The organism is Draconibacterium sp. (assembly GCF_041583095.1).
Taxonomy (GTDB): domain Bacteria; phylum Bacteroidota; class Bacteroidia; order Bacteroidales; family Prolixibacteraceae; genus Draconibacterium.
In genome coordinates, this window is sequence record NZ_JBFHGM010000024.1 from 1 (window position 1) to 18,164 (window position 18,164).

The following is an 18,164-nucleotide window of genomic DNA, read 5'->3' on the forward strand; positions in this document are numbered from 1 at the left end:
CGATTTCAGAAGTGGGAAGAAAGTTTGCAGTTTTAAGTCGCAGTTAACAGTTTTACAATTTATCAATAGAACAATTTAACAGTAGAAGAGTGAATGGGTTATTGAGTGAATGAGGAGCGGATTAGAGATTTTGAATTTCGAATGCTGATTAACGATTTTAGATTTCAGAATCTTGAGGAGAGTGAGCAGTTTTCAGTCGCAGTTAACAGTTTTGCAATTTAACAATAGAACAATTTCGCAATTGTAACCATAAACTACTGATTCCTATGAGTCTACTGTGGTTTAAATCTTCGTGTCTTAGAGTCTTCGTGTTTAAAAAGTTCTACCACAAAGGTTCACCAAGAAGGCACAAAGTTGAACAAAGGGAAAAACTCGACGCACGATGCTCGTAGTTCGTCACTCGAATGATTGCAGATTAACAATGTTAATCCTTAGAAGAAAAACCTATTATGTCCTATGTTTCTATGTGGTTCAAAAAAAAAACTTAGTGCCTTTGCGTCTTTGCGAGAAAATCTTTGAAGAATTTCGAATAAAGATTAACGATTTTGGAATGCTGAATATGAGGAAAGTGAGCAGTTTTCAGTCGCAGTTTACAGTTCTACAATTTGACAATAGAACAATTTAGCACTTGTAACCATAAACTACTGTGCCCTATGTGCCTACTGTGGTTCTGCTCTTAGTGTCTTTGAGTCTTGGTGTTTAAATATCAATTCAGCGCCGCCTCAATATCAGCAATTATATCAGCCACATTTTCAATGCCCACCGAAAGGCGCATCATGCGGTCGTTAATGCAGGCTGCAACACGTTCTTCTTCGGTAAACTCGGCATAAATAGTCGAGTGCGGATGAATGATCAGCGATTTGTTGTCATTAAGGTTAGTGGCGCGGCGAATGATTTGCAGCTTGTTCATAAATGTGTAGCAGGCTGCTTTCGATTCCAGCTCAAAACTCATTATGGTGCCCGGAACACCGTTAAAATATTTTTGTGCCAGCGGGTAGCGTTCATCGGTTTCCAGTCCCGGGTAACTTACCGTTTTAATTCGCGGATGTGCTTTCATAAATTCGCCCAAAGCAAGGCAGTTTTGGTAACACTTTTCTACCCGAAGCTCCAGTATATCAAGCCCCTGAATTTGAAAACGAGCCGTTTGCGGAGCCATACTTCCGCCGGTATTTCGGTAAACGTTCTTTCTTACTTTAATAAGAAAGGCATTGTCCTTAAATTTTTCGGTGTACGAAGCCGTATTTGGGTTCCGGTTCCAGTCGAAATTACCATGATCGACTATGGCACCACCAAACGAAGTAGCACCTCCCGAAATGTATTTTGTGGTGGACATTACCTCTATATTCACTCCAAATTTCCCGCCGCTAAAAACATTGGGCGGAGTAATTGTGCTGTCGGCAACCAGGACCAGCCCGTGTTTTTTGGCCACGCGCGACAGCATTTCAATATCAGCAATATCCAGTTGAGGATTGGTTACCGTTTCAAAATATATCACGCGGGTATTTTTATCAATGTGTTTTTCAATATCTTCTGCCGAACTTAAATCGCTAAAACGGGTTTCCAGCCCAAATTCCGAAAGCGTATTTTGTAGTAAGGCGTAACTGTGCCCAAACAAACGATTTCCGGAAATAATATTGTCGCCCGTTTTGGTAAGCGCCATAAGCGTATTTGTAATGGCAGCCATTCCTGAACTTACAGCAATTACGCCATTACTTTGGGTTAGTGCCTTTAGTTTTAGCTCGAGATATTCCACCGTTGGGCTGGCTGTTCGCGAATAAACGTGGGCAATGTACTCGCCCCTGAAATTAGCCTCAATCTGTTCAGCCGAATCAAATTCGTAAGCTACCGATTCGTATAAAGGCATTTGCAGTGCCTTGTGCGGATCGTGTTTGGCGTAAGGTACATTTAATGCTGTAGTAGTAAATCCGGTTTTCTTCATTTGTCATTCTTTAAAGGCGTAAAAGTAATCTTTTGTATTCCTTCTCTGGCCTGCTATTACAAAATACCAGTTGAAAAAGCCTGATATTTGACATCCTCAAAACAATTGTAAAACATAAAAGTTTTTGAGGTGTCGATGCATAATGGTACAAAAATTGTTACTTACCTTTGCATCTTTAAGTTATAATTAAACAGCATTTAATTAACAACTACTAACCATGGCGTCCCCAGCCATGGTTTTTTTTTATTTCTTTCTCTTAATGTTGTCATAAACAGTCCTTTCCTTTCATGCTCATCCGTCAACATCTTTTTAATTTCCCGGACAACGGCATTTTTTCGCAGTTAAATTATTTTAAATGGTTAATCCGATATAACAGAGGTCTGCCTGTCAGTTAGTTAATGAGTTATGAAATAAAAGAAGACTTTTCGAAACGCATTTTCTTTTAATAATCTGCATTTTCACGTCTGTTTCTATATCTTTAAAAAACAAATCCGGAAGCGTATTCGGATTTTGAAAGACGAAAAAGAAAGGAGCCAAATCTATGAAACGAGCAGATTAAAAAGCCCGTTTGAAATAGGAGCACTATCATGCGAGTTCCATCTTTTACCTTATAACGAAAAATTTTAATAAGATGAAAAGATACCTGCCGAAATTAGTTCAGAACGATAAGTGGCTTGAGCCTTATGCCGGAGTTATTTCCGACCGGATGATACTTGCTGATCGTAAAGAAAGAGAAGTTACCGGAGGACGGAGTCTGGCCGATTTTGCTACCGGGCATTTGTATTTTGGTTTGCACCGAACCGAATCGGGCTGGGTAATTCGCGAATGGGCACCCAATGCAACGCATATTTATCTGGTTGGTACTTTTAACGATTGGCATGAAAGTGCTGATTACGCTTTTGCAAGTCTCGATCATGGTGTTTGGGAATTGCATCTGGCAGCCGATCAAATGGGCCATGGCGATTTGTATGCCCTAAATGTACATTGGGCTGTAAATCATGGAAAACGAATACCTGCCTGGGCGACACGTGTTGTGCAGGATGAAAATACACACATGTTTAATGCGCAGGTTTGGGCGCCCGAAAATCCTTACGAGTGGAAGAATCCGGAGTTTCAACGTACCGAGGAGCAACCGCTGATTTATGAAGGGCATGTAGGAATGGCAGGTGAAGAAGCGCGTGTTCATACCTACAATGAGTTTCGCGAGCAGATGTTACCGCGCATAAAAGCCAACGGCTACAATGTTATTCAGCTAATGGCGATTCCCGAGCACCCGTATTACGGTAGTTTTGGTTACCATGTCAGTAGCTTTTTTGCAGCATCGTCGCGTTTCGGAACACCCGAAGAACTAAAACAGCTGATTGATGAGGCGCATGGAATGGGAATTGCCGTAATTATGGATCTGGTGCATTCGCATGCTGTAAAAAATGAAGTTGAAGGTTTGGGGAATTACGATGGCACACGCTACCAGTTTTTTCATGAAGGCGGAAAAGGAGAGCATCCTGCATGGGACAGCTATTGTTTTAACTACGATAAAAATGAGGTGCTGCACTTCCTCTTGTCAAATATCAGCTACTGGCTTACGGAGTATAAATTTGATGGATTCCGTTTTGACGGCGTAACCAGTATGTTATATTTCAACCATGGTTTAGAGATTGCTTTCACCACTTACGACGACTATTTTAATGCCAATGTCGACCAGGAGGCAACTACCTATTTTAAACTGGCGAATAAGTTGATTAAACAAATAAATCCGCAGGCATTGTCGATTGCCGAAGATATGAGCGGAATGCCCGGATTGGCCTCTGCAATTGAAGACGGCGGTTTGGGATTCGATTTCCGAATGGCGATGGGCGTACCTGACTTCTGGATAAAAATGATAAAAGAAAAGTCGGACGACGAATGGGAGGTGGGTGATATTTTCTACCAGCTGACCTCGAAACGTATGGACGAGCAGGTGGTGAGTTATGCCGAATCGCACGACCAGGCTTTGGTGGGCGATAAAACCATCATCTTCCGGCTGATAGATAAAGAAATGTATTTTTCCATGCGAAAAGATCAGCCGAACCTGATCGTTGACCGTGGAATTGCCCTGCATAAAATGATCCGGCTGGCAACAGCAAGTACTGCCGGCGGTGCTTACCTGAATTTTATGGGAAATGAATTCGGGCATCCCGAATGGATCGATTTCCCGCGCGAAGGAAACAACTGGTCCTACAGTCACGCTCGCCGCATTTGGAGCATTTCTGAGGATCAGGACCTGAAGTTTCATTGGTTGTATGATTTTGATAAGGAGATGATTCAGTTGATCAACCAGAACAAAATACTTTCTATTCCTCCGGTTGATAAGGTTTTGGAAAATACGCCCGATAAAGTGCTGGCCTATCATCGTGGCTTGTTCCTGTTTGTTTTCAATTTTAATCCAACGCAATCGTTTACCGATTACGGAATTCCGTTGGGTGCCGGCAAATATCAGATTGTGTTGAATTCTGACTCCGGCCGTTTTGGTGGTCACGACCGGATTGATGAGGAGATCAGTTACTACACCATGCCAAGCAAAGGACTGGATAGCCAGCATTACCTGAGACTTTACCTTCCGGCGAGAACGGCTTTGGTGCTGAAAAAAGTGGATATCCCGAAAGTGAAATAAATGGCCGAAGCAAAATTTCAAACCATAGTAGATGTGCCGCAGTTTCCGTGGCAAACGGGTTACAAGAAGAAAAACCTTTTTATGGGATCGTGTTTTACCGAAAATGTTGGGGCGAAAATGGAAGCCCTGAAATACCCGGTTGATATCAATCCGTTTGGTATTTTGTATAACCCGCTTTCAGTAGCCAAAGGCCTGCAGCTATTGCTCGACGAGAAGCAGCTTTCGGCAACCGATCTTATTGAACACAACGGCCTATGGCACAGCTTTAGTCATCATGGCCGCTTTTCGAGTACCGAGCAGAAGGTGGCGCTGCATGACATAAACACCCGAATTAAAAACTCAGCAACGTTTTTAAAAGAGGCCGGTTTTTTGTTTCTCACTTTTGGTACGGCCTGGATTTACAGGTATAAAAAAAGTGGCGAACTGGTTTCGAACTGCCATAAAATTCCGGCCCGCGAGTTTGTACGCGAACGTTTGTCGGTACAACAAATCGTTGAAGTTTATCGGGAATTGCTGCACAAGATCTGGCAATTAAATCCTGAGCTAAAAATGGTTTTTACGGTCAGCCCGATTCGTCATTGGAAAGACGGCGCCATTGAAAACCAGCGAAGTAAGTCGACGTTGATACTGGCTGTCGATCAACTTATTCAGGAACTGGGTGCTGAAAAATGTGCCTATTTCCCATCGTACGAAATTGTGATGGATGAACTGCGCGATTATCGTTTTTATGCCGAAGATATGTTGCACATTTCAGAGGTGGCCATTAAGCATATCTGGTCGCGTTTTGAAGCGGCACTAATCAACCCTGAAAGTATCGAAATTGCGCGGGAAGTTCAAAAAATAAGCAATGCTGTAAAGCATCGCCCAATCAACAAAAAATCCCTTGAATATTCCAAATTTCTCCTTAGTTTTCTTAATAAATTGGAATTACTGGAAAAAAGATTCCCGTATCTTAATTTAAAGTTAGAAAAAGAATATTTTAATGTACAGATTGAGCAATTTGGTGGTGGTGACCAAACAATTGTAAGTTAAATCCCTTAACTTAGTAGTGACAACTTCGTTGTGGCTGCTGAACCAATACTCAATTTGCCAAAGTGTTATTAATATGCATTACCTTGAATTTGATAAGGAGCAGCTGGTAAATCTTGAATATTCGCTGTTCAAAGAAATATTACGATCAAACAGAGCCGGTTCTTATTTAAGTACTACGCTAAACGGCTGTAATACCCGAAAATACCACGGTTTGCTGGTGTGCCCTATTGAGAATTTTGGAGGTGAAAAACATGTGTTGCTTTCCTCGCTCGATGAAACCGTAATACAAAACGAGGCCGAATTTAACCTCGGAATCCACCGTTATAAAGGCGGAACCTACGAACCCAAAGGGCACAAATACATCCGTAATGTAGAGTTTGATGCGATACCAAAAATTATTTACCGTGTGGGTGGGGTTGTGCTAACAAAAGAACGACTGCTGGTAGAAAAAGAGGAACAAATTCTGATAAAATATACCCTTGAGGAAGCTAAATCGCCAACAACTTTGCGGTTAAAACCATTCCTTGCTTTCCGGAATATCCATCAGCTCAGCAAGGCAAATATGTTTGTAAACCGCAAGTTTGGGAAGGCCAAAAACGGGATAAAAACATGTTTATACGACGGTTACCCGGATTTGTTTATGCAATGCAGTAAAGCGGTTGACTTTGTGGGAGTGCCCGATTGGTATTACGATATTGAATACCTGAAAGAGCTGATCCGGGGCTACGAATATCTTGAAGATCTTTTTGTGCCGGGCTACTTTGAGTTTCCGATGAAAAAAGGCGAGTCGATCGTTTTTGCTGCGGGTTTAACAGAAGCTAATCCGGTGTCGTTAAAACAGCGCTTTACCAAAGAGCAGAACAAACGGGGAGGCAAAGAAACCTTTAATAGTGTTTTGGAGCGGGCTGCTCATCAGTTTATTATGCACGAAGGTTACACGGCCGATATTATTGCCGGTTTCCCCTGGTACAACAGCATTACCCGTCAAACTTTTATTTCGCTTCCCGGATTGTGCCTGGCGTTTAACGACCCGAAACTGTGTGAAAAAATACTCGATTCGTACCTGAAATATTTTAACGATGGTTTTTTCCCCGATCAGATTAAGGATAAAGAACTGACCTACCATTCTGCCGACACATCGTTGTGGTTTATTTGGGTCATTCAGCAGTATTTAAAGAAAAAAAACAATCCGAAGTTGCTTTGGAGAACGTATGGTGAAGTGATCAAAAGAATTCTCAATGCCTATACCAGCCAGAAACGCGATGATATAAAAATGCTGCCCAACGGATTGATTTATGCCGAAAAAGAAGATACCGCATTAACCTGGATGAATTCCAGTGTTGACGGAAAGGCCGTTATACCGCGCACCGGAAAGCCGGTTGAAGTGAATGCCCTGTGGTTTAACGCTATTTGTTTTGCCCTCGATTTAGCAGACATGGCCGGTGACCATGAATTTATTTCGCAATGGAAACACATGGTTAATAAAGTGGCGCAGTCGTTCCTGAAAACCTTCTGGAGCGATGGACACGGTTACCTGGCCGATGTGGTAAAAGATGAGCAACACGATTGGGCGGTTCGACCAAATATGGTAATTGCCGTGGCCATGGATTATACACCGCTTACAAAAGAACAGCAAAAACAGGTGTTAAGTGTAGTGAAGCGCAAACTGTTAACCAACAGGGGGCTGCGAACATTGTCGCCCGATCATTTGCGTTACTTTGGTAATATTAGCGGAGGCCCGAAAGAACGGGAGCTGGCGGTGCATCAGGGCGCTGTCTGGCCCTGGTTGCTGCAGTTTTTTGTTGAAGCCTATTTAAAGATTCATAAGCGCGGAGGATTGCCGTTTGTGAAACAGATTATGGAAAGTTTTGAAGCCGAAATGACAGAGCATTGTATCGGGAATATTCCTGAAATGTACGATGGCGACCCGCCGCATGTTGGAAAGGGCGCCATTTCGCAGGCCTGGAATGTGGCAGGTGTTTCGTATGCGCTTGATTTGGTACAGAACTATACAGAGTAAACCAAAAAAAATTGATTTTTGGATGTAACCGGAAAATTAGAAGATCAGATGAAGGTATTAATGTTTGGATGGGAATTTCCGCCCCATATCTCCGGTGGATTGGGGACAGCCTGTTACGGGCTTACAAAAGGTATGGCTGAGATAGAAGATATTGACGTAACTTTTGTAGTTCCAAAGGCTTTTGGCGACGAAGATCAGTCGCGAATAAAGCTGATTGGAGCCAACAGCATTCCCGTAAACCGAACGACCTTTACTTTTGATGAGGGCGAAAAAACAATGGAATACCTCGAAGTAGATTCGCCCATTCTTCCTTACGTTACTGAAGAGGAATTCTGGACTTTAAAAAGCAAACGTTACACAGGCCAGACAAAATTTGTTGAAACCGACGAAAATTCAAAGATCGAATTTAGTGGAGGTTACGGCCCCGATCTGTTAAAAGAAATTCGCAATTATGCACTGGTGGCTCGTTTGATCGCCGAAGATAGTCCCTGCGACATTATTCATGCACACGACTGGCTCACCTATCCGGCAGGAATAGCTGCCAGCCGGGCCACAGGAAAACCTTTGGTTATTCATGTGCATGCCACCGATTTCGACCGAAGCGGAGGCGATGTAAACCCACGCGTTTATGCCATTGAGCGTGAAGGCATGGAAGCGGCCGATAAAATTATTGCGGTAAGCAATCTTACCCGGAAAATGGTCATCGAAAAGTACGGAATTCAGCCCGAAAAAGTGGTTACCGTTTATAACGCCGTTGAGTCGGTAAATAATGAAAAAGGAAGTTTGCCGCCAAAAGGCGTTAAGGATAAAGTGGTTACTTTTTTAGGAAGGATAACCATGCAAAAAGGCCCCGGCTATTTTGTTGAAGCTGCCAATCTGGTGCTCAAAAAAATGCAGAATGCACGTTTTGTAATGGCTGGTAGTGGCGACATGATGAACGAAATGATAGCCCGAACAGCAGCGTTGGGCATCGCCGATAAATTTCATTTTACAGGTTTCCTGAAGGGGAATGATGTAAACGATCTTTTTAGCATGACCGATGTGTTTGTTATGCCCTCGGTGTCAGAGCCTTTCGGAATTGTACCGCTTGAAGCCATGCAGTTAAATGTTCCGGTAATCATATCAAACCAGTCGGGGGTGTCGGAGATTTTAAAACATGCTATAAAGATCGATTTTTGGGATACTTATGCCATGGCCGATGCTATTTATGGTGTATTGAATTATTCCTCGTTGGCCCAGCATTTTAAAAGTGCCGGAAAAACAGAGGTGGATGAATTAAAGTGGACACACTCGGCCCGCGAAGTGAGAAAAGTTTACGAAAGTACCTTGCAAGAATTTTAACCCAACTGCTATGAAGTCAATTTGTTTGTTTTTTCAAATACATCAACCGTTCAGGCACCGGCGTTACCGTTTTTTCGATATCGGTAACGACCATTACTATTACGACGATTATTCAAACGAAAGCATAATCAGAAATATAGCCGACAAAAGTTATTTGCCGGCCAATAAATTGTTGCAGGAACTGGCTAAAAAACTGGGTGATAAGTTTAAGGTGGCTTTTTCGATAACCGGCGTGGCACTGGAACAGTTTGAGCTTTATGCGCCCGATGTTATTGAGTCGTTTCAGAAGCTGGCAAAAACCGGGTGTGTTGAGTTTTTGGCCGAAACCTATTCGCATTCATTAAGTTCGTTAAGAGATGCACATGCTTTTACCGACGAGGTTAAAAAGCACGACGATCAGATCTTCAGGTTATTCGGACAGAAACCGCGTGTTTTTAGAAATACTGAAATGATCTACTCCGACGAAATTGGCGAGAAAGTAGCCAAATTGGGTTATTCGGCTATGTTAACCGAAGGAGCCAAACATGTGCTGGGATGGAAAAGCCCTGACTTTCTGTATGTGAACGCCATTAATCCACGGCTAAAAGTGTTAATGCGCAACTACAAACTGAGCGACGATATTGGATTTCGGTTTTCAGACAAAAACTGGGATAAATACCCGTTAACGGCAGAAAAGTATGTAAGCTGGCTTGAAAAAGTTGGTGAAAAAGAAGAGGTAATAAACTTGTTCATGGGTTACGATTCGTTTGGAACCCGACAGCCAAAAGAAGCCGGTATATTCGATTTCTTAAATGCCTTGGCTGAACAGATCGTTAAAAGCGATAAGCTCAAGTTTTCAACCCCTTCCGAAGCGGTTAATGAACTTCAGCCGATTTCTGTTGTTAGTGTTCCACATCCAATTTCCTGGTCCGACGAAGAGCGCGATCTCAGTGCCTGGCTGGGGAACGAGATGCAAAAAGAGGCCTTTGAAAAATTGTATGCCATGAAAGGACAAATGGCCCGGTGTACCGACGCTGTTCTTCATAAGGATTGGAATTACCTGCAGGCGAGCGATCATTTCTTTTACATGTCGACCAAGTTTTTTGCCGGCGGTGATCCGCATAAATCCTACAGCCATTTCGATTCGCCCTACGAGGCCTTTATAAATTATATGAATGTGCTGAGCGATTTTAAAATCCGGTTAAACGCGCATGTCCCCGAAAGTGAAGTGGAGAATGAAATTGCTTCGCTTCATCGTTTGCTCGAAGAAAAAGAAGAAAAGATAAAAAGAATGGAAGCCGATTTACGCCGTTTGCAAAAAACGAAAAAGCAAAAAACCGCTTCCCGAAAAAAGAAATAGACGATTTGGTGCTAACATTAAATTCGCTTAACGATAATTGTAGAAAAAACAATTTGTTGAAATGATAATCTAATTTTGCAGCTCGTTCTAAGTAAGTTAGAGCGATCAGCTTGCCCGCCGGGCATAGTTTGTAATTAATAAAATGAGAAGAAAATGGAAGAGAAAAAATTTATAAAGAATCCGGTTGTGGGAGAGCCGGTATGGAAACGGATTATTGTAGAATCTAACGTTCCGGAAAGTCTTTCACCACTGCGGGAGCTTTCAAAAAACCTTTGGTGGGTTTGGAATTCTGAAGCACGCGAATTATTTCAGCAGATAGATGCGGAAATTTGGGAAGAATGTGCCCATAACCCGATTGTCTTGCTCGATCAGGTGAGCTACAATCGTTTCAAAGAGCTGGAACGCGATGAAATGTTCGTAACCCGCATGCACGAAGTAAATGCAAAGTTCAACCAATATCTTGATGACCGTAAGGAGCTTGCAGGTCCGGGAATCTCGTATTTCAGTATGGAGTACGGTTTGCACGACAGCTTAAAAATATTCTCGGGAGGTTTGGGTGTTTTGGCCGGCGACTACCTGAAAGAAGCCAGCGATATGAAAGTAAAACTGGTTGCCGTAGGTTTGTTGTATCGCTACGGATATTTTAAACAAACCCTGAATTTACATGGCGAGCAGATGGCTGTTTACGATGCACAGCAATTCTCGAAAATACCTGTTCAGCCGGCATTGGATAAAAATGGCGAATGGGTGCGCGTTGAAGTGCAATATCCGGGTCGCACGTTGATCGGACGTGTTTGGCAAACCAATATTGGCTCGGTAAAACTGTATTTGCTTGATGCCGACCATCATGAAAATAACGATGCCGACCGTTTTGTAACCCATCATTTATACGGTGGCGACAACGAAAATCGCCTGAAACAGGAAATGTTACTTGGTTTGGGTGGTATTCAGGCATTAAAAAAGCTGGGCGTAGAATCAGATATTTATCACTGTAACGAAGGGCACGCAGCGTTTATCGGCATACAGCGTATTGCCAATCTGATGGCAGAACAGAAGCTGAGCTACGCCGAGGCTAAAGAGGTTGTAAATGCATCAACAGTGTTTACAACGCACACGCCCGTTCCGGCAGGGCACGATTCTTTTCATGTGGATATGTTCCGTCATTACATGAATTTCTTTGTCGAAAAGTTGGGATTAACCTGGGAAGATTTCGAGATGTTGGGTAAAGCCAGGGCTGAGGAAGATCATTTCAATATGAGTTACCTGGCGAGCAACTTGTCGCAGGGAATTAACGGCGTTAGTATGCTGCACGGCGACGTAAGTAAGGCGGTGCTAAAACATTTGTACCAGGGTTACCTGGAGGAGGAACTGGAGATTGGTTATGTAACCAACGGTGTTCACTACCCAACCTGGGCAGCACAGGAATGGAAAGACATTCATAAAAAATATTTTGGCGAAGAATTTCCGACCAATCAATTGGATTTTGATGTGTGGAAGAATATTTACAATGTTCCGGATTACGAGATATGGGAGCTGCGTAAAAAATTGCGTCAAAAACTTATTAATTACATTAAAGAGCGTTTCTCAGATAACTGGGTTAAACGTTCCGAGAATCCGAAGTTGATCAGCGAGATTCTTGGGAAACTGAATCCGAATACCTTAACAATTGGTTTTGCACGGAGGTTTGCTACCTACAAACGTGCGCACTTGTTGTTCCGTAACCTCGACCGCTTAGCGAAAATTGTAAATAATCCTGAGCGTCCGGTACAATTTATCTTTGCCGGTAAAGCTCACCCGGCTGATAAAGCAGGGCAGGATTTGATAAAACATATTGTAGAAGTATCAAAACGTCCTGAGTTCCGTGGTAAAATTCTTTTTGTTCAGAACTACGATATGAACCTGGCAAAAATGCTGTTGCAGGGTGTTGACGTATGGATGAATACGCCAACCCGTCCGTTGGAAGCTTCGGGAACCAGTGGCGAAAAAGGAGTTATGAACGGAACGCTTCACTTCTCAGTTCTTGATGGCTGGTGGGTTGAAGGTTATCAGAAAGATGCCGGTTGGGCATTGCCGGCCGAGCGTGCTTACGATGTACAGGATTTCCAGGATGAGTTGGATGCCGAAACCATTTACAATATTCTGGAAGAAGAAGTTGTGCCTGCTTATTATGGCCGCAACCAATACGATATTCCTGAAAAATGGGTGGGATACGTAAAAAATACCATTGCAAATGTTTCGCCAAACTTTACCACATCGAGAATGATGCGCGACTACCAGGACCGTTACTACAATCCGCAGTATGAGCGTTCTGTGCGTGTGAATGCCGATGGATTTAAACTGGCAAAAGAAATTGCTGCCTGGAAAGCCAAAGTGGCTGCAAAATGGGATGGAGTTGAGGTGAAAAACATTGAAATCATCGACGGTATTGCGCACACCATGGTGATGGGTGATAAGTACCCAGTAAAAGTATCGGTTGATTTAAATGGATTGAAACCGGAGGAAGTTGGTGTGGAATTATTAATTGCTGAAAATAAAGACGGACAGGAAAGAATTGTTGATACAGTTGAATTTATTCCTGAAAAAAGCGAAGGCACATCTTGCTGTTACAAGCATACTATTTTACCCGACCATCCGGGATCGTTCTCATACAGTTTCCGTTTGTATGCCAAACATCCGGAATTGCCACACCGCCAGGATTTCCGATTCATAAAATGGATCAGCTAATCCGGCAGTGGAACATTGATGTATTTACAAAAGCAAAAATAAAATAAACAGAAAGGTGCTCGTTTGGGCACCTTTTTTTTTGAAAGTCCCCATCTTTTTATGTGTATTCCCGTTTGAGTTTTGTCCGGGAGAACCATCTGGCCTCGATCTGCTTTCTTTGCCGTACGATTTCCCTTTGGTCATTTCATCCCGGCGCTACGCACCGGGTTATTCGCATTCGACGCTTCCAGCGTCATAAAAACTTGCAATTGCGACATTGCAGATCAATAACTCGTCTTAACTTTTTAATTCAGTTCAATATCCCGAAGGTATAAAATGTGACTAACCCCGGGTGAAACCCGGGGTTGATGTGCAGTAAATTAAAGGCGCAATCAGTAAGCTGTTCAACGCACAATCGTTATGTGCGCCTTGTAACCTGGTCATTTTTATGAAATGCTGTTAACAGACTTTACTTTCATTCCTGTTGGTGATTCCCGCGAATCATGAATGTTTTTTCTTATACCGGGGAGTAATGCTGTTGTGCAACATTAGTTTCAAAATGGCCTAGAACGCAAAATACTAATTGGCGTCATTTTTACATTTCATCCAAACTGTTATTTTTACACCGTAATCAAATGTCTTATAAAACAAGTCTCGGTAAATAGGGGTGAGTTTTATAGCTGCCGACAGGCAAGCATCTAACTACAAGATAAAGTAAAAAAGTAAATAAGATGAAACGAGCATGTAAACTAATTACACCCAAAAGGATAATTAAAAATGTGCGAGTTCCATACGATATCCTAATAAATAAACAATTCTAATCGTATGAAACGAGTGTGAATTTTTATTCTTCAAATTCACAAACAGGAAGAATTAAAATTCTTAGGGTGTTACATCGAATACAAATGAAACGAACAATTTTAATGAGATGAAAAACCGGAAAAAGATTGGTAATAAAATCAAAGAGTTTCGTGAGTTCAGGCAACTTTCGCGCGCTGATTTGGCAATACAGGCTAATTTGGATGAAGCCCAATTGCAGCTGATTGAAGACGAGGGAAATGTTCCTTCGTTAGGTGTGCTAATTAAAATATCGCGCGCCATGGGTGTGCGTATCGGAACCTTCCTCGACGATCAGGAAACCATTGGTCCGGCTCTCGTAAATGCTGGCAAAGCTAAAGAAACGCTTAGCTTTTCTACCAAAGACGAAAGTACTCGCGAGCACCTTAACTTTTTCTCGTTGGCACAGGCAAAATCAGGAAGGCATATGGAGCCGTTTTTGGTTGAAATTGAACCTGCGGAAGAGTCGGATTATAAACTGTCGTCGCACGAAGGCGAAGAGTTTATATATGTGCTCGAAGGAAGTATTGAGATCAATTACGGAAAAGAAGTTTACCTCTTACAGAAAGGCGATACCATCTATATCGATTCGGTTGTTGCCCACAATATTCACGCAGCCGGCGAACAGGCTGCAAAAATTCTAGCGGTAGTTTATACTCCCGTATAATTAAAAAACATTTTCATGCAGCTACTTGATTATACCTTAGGAAATATACTTGAAAAATGGGCCTTTGAAACGCCAGATAAAGATTTTATTGTTTACCCCGATCGTAACCTGCGGTTTTCGTATAAGCAGTTTAACGAACGGGTAGACCGCCTGGCAAAAGGATTGCTTTTTATCGGTATAAAACCGGGAGATAAAGTAGGTGTGTGGGCAAAAAATGTTCCCGACTGGACCACTCTGATGTTTGCCACAGCAAAAATTGGGGCGGTTCTGGTAACGGTTAATACCAATTATAAGCTGGCGGAGCTGGAATACATCCTGACAAATGCTGATATAAACTCGCTGTTTATTGTTGATGGATACCGCGACAGCGATTATGTGAAGATGGTGTTTGAATTGGTGCCCGAGCTAAAAACACAACCACGCGGAAAACTGAAATCAGAAAAATTCCCGCAGCTTAAAAATGTAGGATTTATCGGTCAGCAAAAACATCGCGGGATGTACAGTACCGACGAATTAATGTTGCTGGGAAGCCACATTGATGATCTGGAGCTGGAAAGCGTTAAAATAACGCTCAATTGCCACGATGTGGTAAATATGCAATTTACATCGGGAACAACAGGTTTCCCCAAAGGTGTAATGCTTTCGCACCACAATATTCTGAATAACGGCTTTGCAACCGGCGAGTGTATGAAATACACCGAAGACGACCGTTTGTTGGTTTGTGTTCCACTTTTCCACTGTTTTGGTTGTGTGTTGGCTGTGTGTTCCATCGTTACGCACGGAGCGACAATGGTATTTACCGAGGATTTTGATCCTTTAATGGTGCTGGCTTCTGTACAAAAGGAAAAATGTACGGCGCTTTACGGGGTCCCAACCATGTTTATTGCCGAGTTGAATCATCCGATGTTTGATATGTTCGATCTGTCGTCGTTACGCACAGGAATTATGGCCGGAGCACTTTGCCCCATCGAAACCATGCGCCAGGTGATGGATAAAATGAATATGAAAGACATAATTATTGTGTACGGCTTAACCGAAAGTTCGCCGGGAATGACGGCTACACGTACACATAATTCGGTTGAAGTTCGGGCTACCACGGTTGGTTTCGAATTCCCTAATGTTGAAGTAAAAATCGTGGATCCTGAAACGGGTGATGAATGTAAGCCGGGCGACCAGGGTGAAATCTGTTGCCGTGGTTACAATGTGATGAAAGGCTACTACAACAACCCTGAGGAAACTGCAAAGGTTATCGATAAGGAAGGGTGGTTGCACTCGGGCGATCTGGCTGTAAAAACCGAAGATGGATTTTATAAAATTACCGGCCGCATAAAAGATATGATCGTGCGTGGAGGAGAAAATATCTACCCGCGCGAAATTGAAAATTACCTGTATCGTTTGCCGCAAATCGAAGCCGTTGAAGTTGCAGGTGTTCCAAGCAAAAAATATGGCGAAGCAGTTGGTGCTTTTATTAAACTGAAAAAAGGAGAAAAACTCAGCGAGGAAGAGATTGTAGATTTCTGCCGAGGAAATATTGCCCGGTTTAAAATTCCGAAATACATCTTTTTTGTTGATGAATTCCCGATGACCGCCAGTGGAAAGATCCAGAAATACAAACTGAGCGAAATGTCTGTGGAACTTTGTAAGGATCAGGGTATAGAGATCATCTAGTGTATGATGTGATTGGTTTTGCCTATTGAGAATACATATTCTATAGGTATAATTGAATGCTTTTTTTATTTTTTTTAAGAAGTTACAATCTGCAAGGTAAAATCATAAAACACTATCATTTTTTATTCTCCCATCATTTTCAATTAGGGTTTCGTTTATTTTATCCAAATTCACTTAAAAGCAGTAAATCGGCGGTATTCTGTCGCTGATGAATATTGATTTTTGTCATGTTTTCGGCCTGTAAAAAGCGCAATTTTCGCGGCTGTTCAGAGAAGCAGTTTTTTTATGAGTATTTAATTACCACTGCGAAGGGTAATTGATTAGACAGCACAGAGTTTTTTGAAGCCATTTGCATAACGCAAGTGGCTTTTTTATTCATGAAACTCAGATTTCAAAAACGTAGCGCCCTCGAATGTGGTTCTTGAACGGCTCACTCTTGCTAAGCACATAAGGATGTTTGATTCAATTAACTATAAAACCATTTCCTGTTTTAAATAAGGTTGTACTATATTTGTGCATCAAAAAACGCAAATAATCATGGCAAAATACAAACGCATTCTACTAAAACTCAGCGGCGAATCGCTGATGGGTGATCAGCAATACGGAATAGACCAGCAACGACTTGGCGATTATGCAGAGGAAATTGCAGCAATTGTAAAATCGGGTGTACAGGTTGGAATTGTAATTGGCGGCGGTAATATTTTTCGCGGACTAAGCGGTGCAGCCAAAGGTTTCGATCGTGTAAAAGGCGACCAAATGGGAATGCTTGCAACTGTGATTAACAGCCTGGCTTTAAACTCAGCCCTGGTTGGACAGGGGATTAAATCGAAAGTACTTACCGCAATCCGGATGGAACCTGTTGGAGAATATTACTCGAAAGACAAAGCAGTTGAAGCTTTGGAAAATGGCGAAGTAGTAATTATCTCTGGAGGGACCGGTAATCCGTATTTTACCACTGATACAGCAAGTGCCCTGCGCGGAATCGAAATTGAAGCCGAAGTTATGCTGAAGGGAACCCGCGTTGACGGTATTTATACGGCCGATCCGGAAAAGGATAAAACCGCAACCAAGTTCGATAAAATCAGTTTCGACGAAATTTATAATCGTAACCTGCGAATAATGGATCTTACCGCTACAACTTTGTGTAAGGAGAACAATTTGCCGATTTATGTTTTTAATATGGATCAAAAGGGTAATTTACAGAAAGTTATGAGTGGTGAGGATCTCGGAACTTTGGTGTATTGCTAAGCCTTATTTATTTGAAACAGGAATAAATTGGGTAAAAAATTTTTGGGAATTTATATTTTTTCTATATTTGCTGACAGTCCACAGTTGGATAGACAGTGTTATTACCGATGCAAGAAGAAGTAGAGTTTATTTTAGATCATTGTAAAGAGAAAATGGCAGCTGCCATTGAACACCTTGAGAAGGAATTGGTACACATCCGTGCAGGTAAAGCAAGTCCAGCTATGTTAGATGGAGTTCATGTGGAATATTATGGTAGTCAAACGCCACTAAATCAGGTTTCTAACGTAAGTACACCTGATGCACGAACAATTGCTGTTCAGCCCTGGGAAAAGAATTTGATCCCACAAATTGAAAAAGCAATTCTTAATGCAAATCTGGGATTCAACCCGGATAACAACGGCGAGATTATTAGAATTAATATTCCGGTACTGACTGAAGAAAGACGAAGAGGTTTGGTAAAACAAGCCCATCAGGAAGGTGAAAACGCAAAAGTAAGCGTTCGTGGAGCACGAAAAGATTCGAACGATAGCCTTAAGAAACTTCTAAAAGAAGGATTGTCGGAGGATATCGAGAAAGACGCGGAAGCGGAAGTGCAACGACTGACTGATGAATTTGGTAAGAAGATCGACGCCTTGGTTGAAGCCAAGGAAGAAGATATAATGACTATTTAATTGTTTCTAGTTTTCTGTTTTCTGAACATTGTTTAATTGTTTTCATGGC

11 protein-coding genes are annotated in these 18,164 nt (G+C 42.2%); 10 read left to right on the forward strand and 1 reads right to left on the reverse strand.

Features of this window, described 5'->3' with window-relative positions; genetic code table 11:
• Positions 1 to 706: 706 nt before the first annotated feature.
• Positions 707 to 1,939: an aminotransferase class I/II-fold pyridoxal phosphate-dependent enzyme gene (locus ABZB17_RS03840; RefSeq protein ID WP_372648178.1), complete on the reverse strand. Its 1,233-nt coding sequence runs from the start codon at positions 1,937 to 1,939 to the stop codon at positions 707 to 709.
• Positions 1,940 to 2,570: 631 nt separating this feature from the next.
• Here ABZB17_RS03840 and ABZB17_RS03845 point away from each other — a divergent pair.
• From ABZB17_RS03845 to frr, 10 genes are all read left to right on the forward strand, one after another.
• Complete coding sequence (locus ABZB17_RS03845) at positions 2,571 to 4,589, forward strand: alpha amylase C-terminal domain-containing protein (protein WP_372648179.1); 2,019 nt, start codon at positions 2,571 to 2,573, stop codon at positions 4,587 to 4,589.
• Entirely contained in the window at positions 4,590 to 5,621 is a 1,032-nt protein-coding gene (locus tag ABZB17_RS03850; RefSeq protein WP_372648180.1) for a GSCFA domain-containing protein, read from the forward strand.
• A gap of 73 nt (positions 5,622 to 5,694) precedes the next feature.
• Positions 5,695 to 7,641: an amylo-alpha-1,6-glucosidase gene (locus ABZB17_RS03855; protein WP_372648181.1), complete on the forward strand. Its 1,947-nt coding sequence runs from the start codon at positions 5,695 to 5,697 to the stop codon at positions 7,639 to 7,641.
• 48 nt (positions 7,642 to 7,689) lie between these two features.
• Complete coding sequence (locus tag ABZB17_RS03860) at positions 7,690 to 8,982, forward strand: glycosyltransferase family 4 protein (RefSeq protein WP_372648182.1); 1,293 nt, start codon at positions 7,690 to 7,692, stop codon at positions 8,980 to 8,982.
• Between the two features lie 10 nt (positions 8,983 to 8,992).
• On the forward strand, positions 8,993 to 10,321 hold the full coding sequence (locus ABZB17_RS03865) for a glycoside hydrolase family 57 protein (RefSeq protein ID WP_372648183.1): 1,329 nt from the start codon (positions 8,993 to 8,995) through the stop codon (positions 10,319 to 10,321).
• A 153-nt stretch (positions 10,322 to 10,474) separates the two neighbouring features.
• Positions 10,475 to 13,045, forward strand: a complete 2,571-nt coding sequence (gene glgP, locus ABZB17_RS03870; RefSeq protein ID WP_372648184.1) for an alpha-glucan family phosphorylase — start codon at positions 10,475 to 10,477, stop codon at positions 13,043 to 13,045.
• A 907-nt stretch (positions 13,046 to 13,952) separates the two neighbouring features.
• Positions 13,953 to 14,528 carry a helix-turn-helix domain-containing protein gene (locus tag ABZB17_RS03875; RefSeq protein ID WP_045031158.1) on the forward strand — a complete coding sequence of 192 codons (576 nt, stop codon included), beginning with the start codon at positions 13,953 to 13,955 and terminating at the stop codon, positions 14,526 to 14,528.
• A gap of 15 nt (positions 14,529 to 14,543) precedes the next feature.
• On the forward strand, positions 14,544 to 16,196 hold the full coding sequence (locus tag ABZB17_RS03880; protein ID WP_372648185.1) for an AMP-binding protein: 1,653 nt from the start codon (positions 14,544 to 14,546) through the stop codon (positions 16,194 to 16,196).
• Positions 16,197 to 16,709: 513 nt separating this feature from the next.
• On the forward strand, positions 16,710 to 17,444 hold the full coding sequence (pyrH, locus tag ABZB17_RS03885) for a UMP kinase (RefSeq protein ID WP_372648186.1): 735 nt from the start codon (positions 16,710 to 16,712) through the stop codon (positions 17,442 to 17,444).
• Positions 17,445 to 17,551: 107 nt separating this feature from the next.
• Positions 17,552 to 18,115, forward strand: a complete 564-nt coding sequence (frr, locus tag ABZB17_RS03890; protein ID WP_372648187.1) for a ribosome recycling factor — start codon at positions 17,552 to 17,554, stop codon at positions 18,113 to 18,115.
• The last annotated feature ends 49 nt before the right edge of the window (positions 18,116 to 18,164 follow it).

Coding starts and splice junctions, on each gene's coding strand:
- ABZB17_RS03855 (WP_372648181.1), top strand. CDS start 5,695: ATGCATTACCTTGAATTTGATAAGGAGCAGCTGGTAAATCTTGAATAT.
- ABZB17_RS03860 (WP_372648182.1), top strand. CDS start 7,690: ATGAAGGTATTAATGTTTGGATGGGAATTTCCGCCCCATATCTCCGGT.
- ABZB17_RS03880 (WP_372648185.1), top strand. CDS start 14,544: ATGCAGCTACTTGATTATACCTTAGGAAATATACTTGAAAAATGGGCC.
- ABZB17_RS03845 (WP_372648179.1), top strand. CDS start 2,571: ATGAAAAGATACCTGCCGAAATTAGTTCAGAACGATAAGTGGCTTGAG.
- ABZB17_RS03865 (WP_372648183.1), top strand. CDS start 8,993: ATGAAGTCAATTTGTTTGTTTTTTCAAATACATCAACCGTTCAGGCAC.
- ABZB17_RS03850 (WP_372648180.1), top strand. CDS start 4,590: ATGGCCGAAGCAAAATTTCAAACCATAGTAGATGTGCCGCAGTTTCCG.
- glgP (WP_372648184.1), top strand. CDS start 10,475: ATGGAAGAGAAAAAATTTATAAAGAATCCGGTTGTGGGAGAGCCGGTA.
- frr (WP_372648187.1), top strand. CDS start 17,552: ATGCAAGAAGAAGTAGAGTTTATTTTAGATCATTGTAAAGAGAAAATG.
- ABZB17_RS03840 (WP_372648178.1), bottom strand. CDS start 1,939: ATGAAGAAAACCGGATTTACTACTACAGCATTAAATGTACCTTACGCC.
- ABZB17_RS03875 (WP_045031158.1), top strand. CDS start 13,953: ATGAAAAACCGGAAAAAGATTGGTAATAAAATCAAAGAGTTTCGTGAG.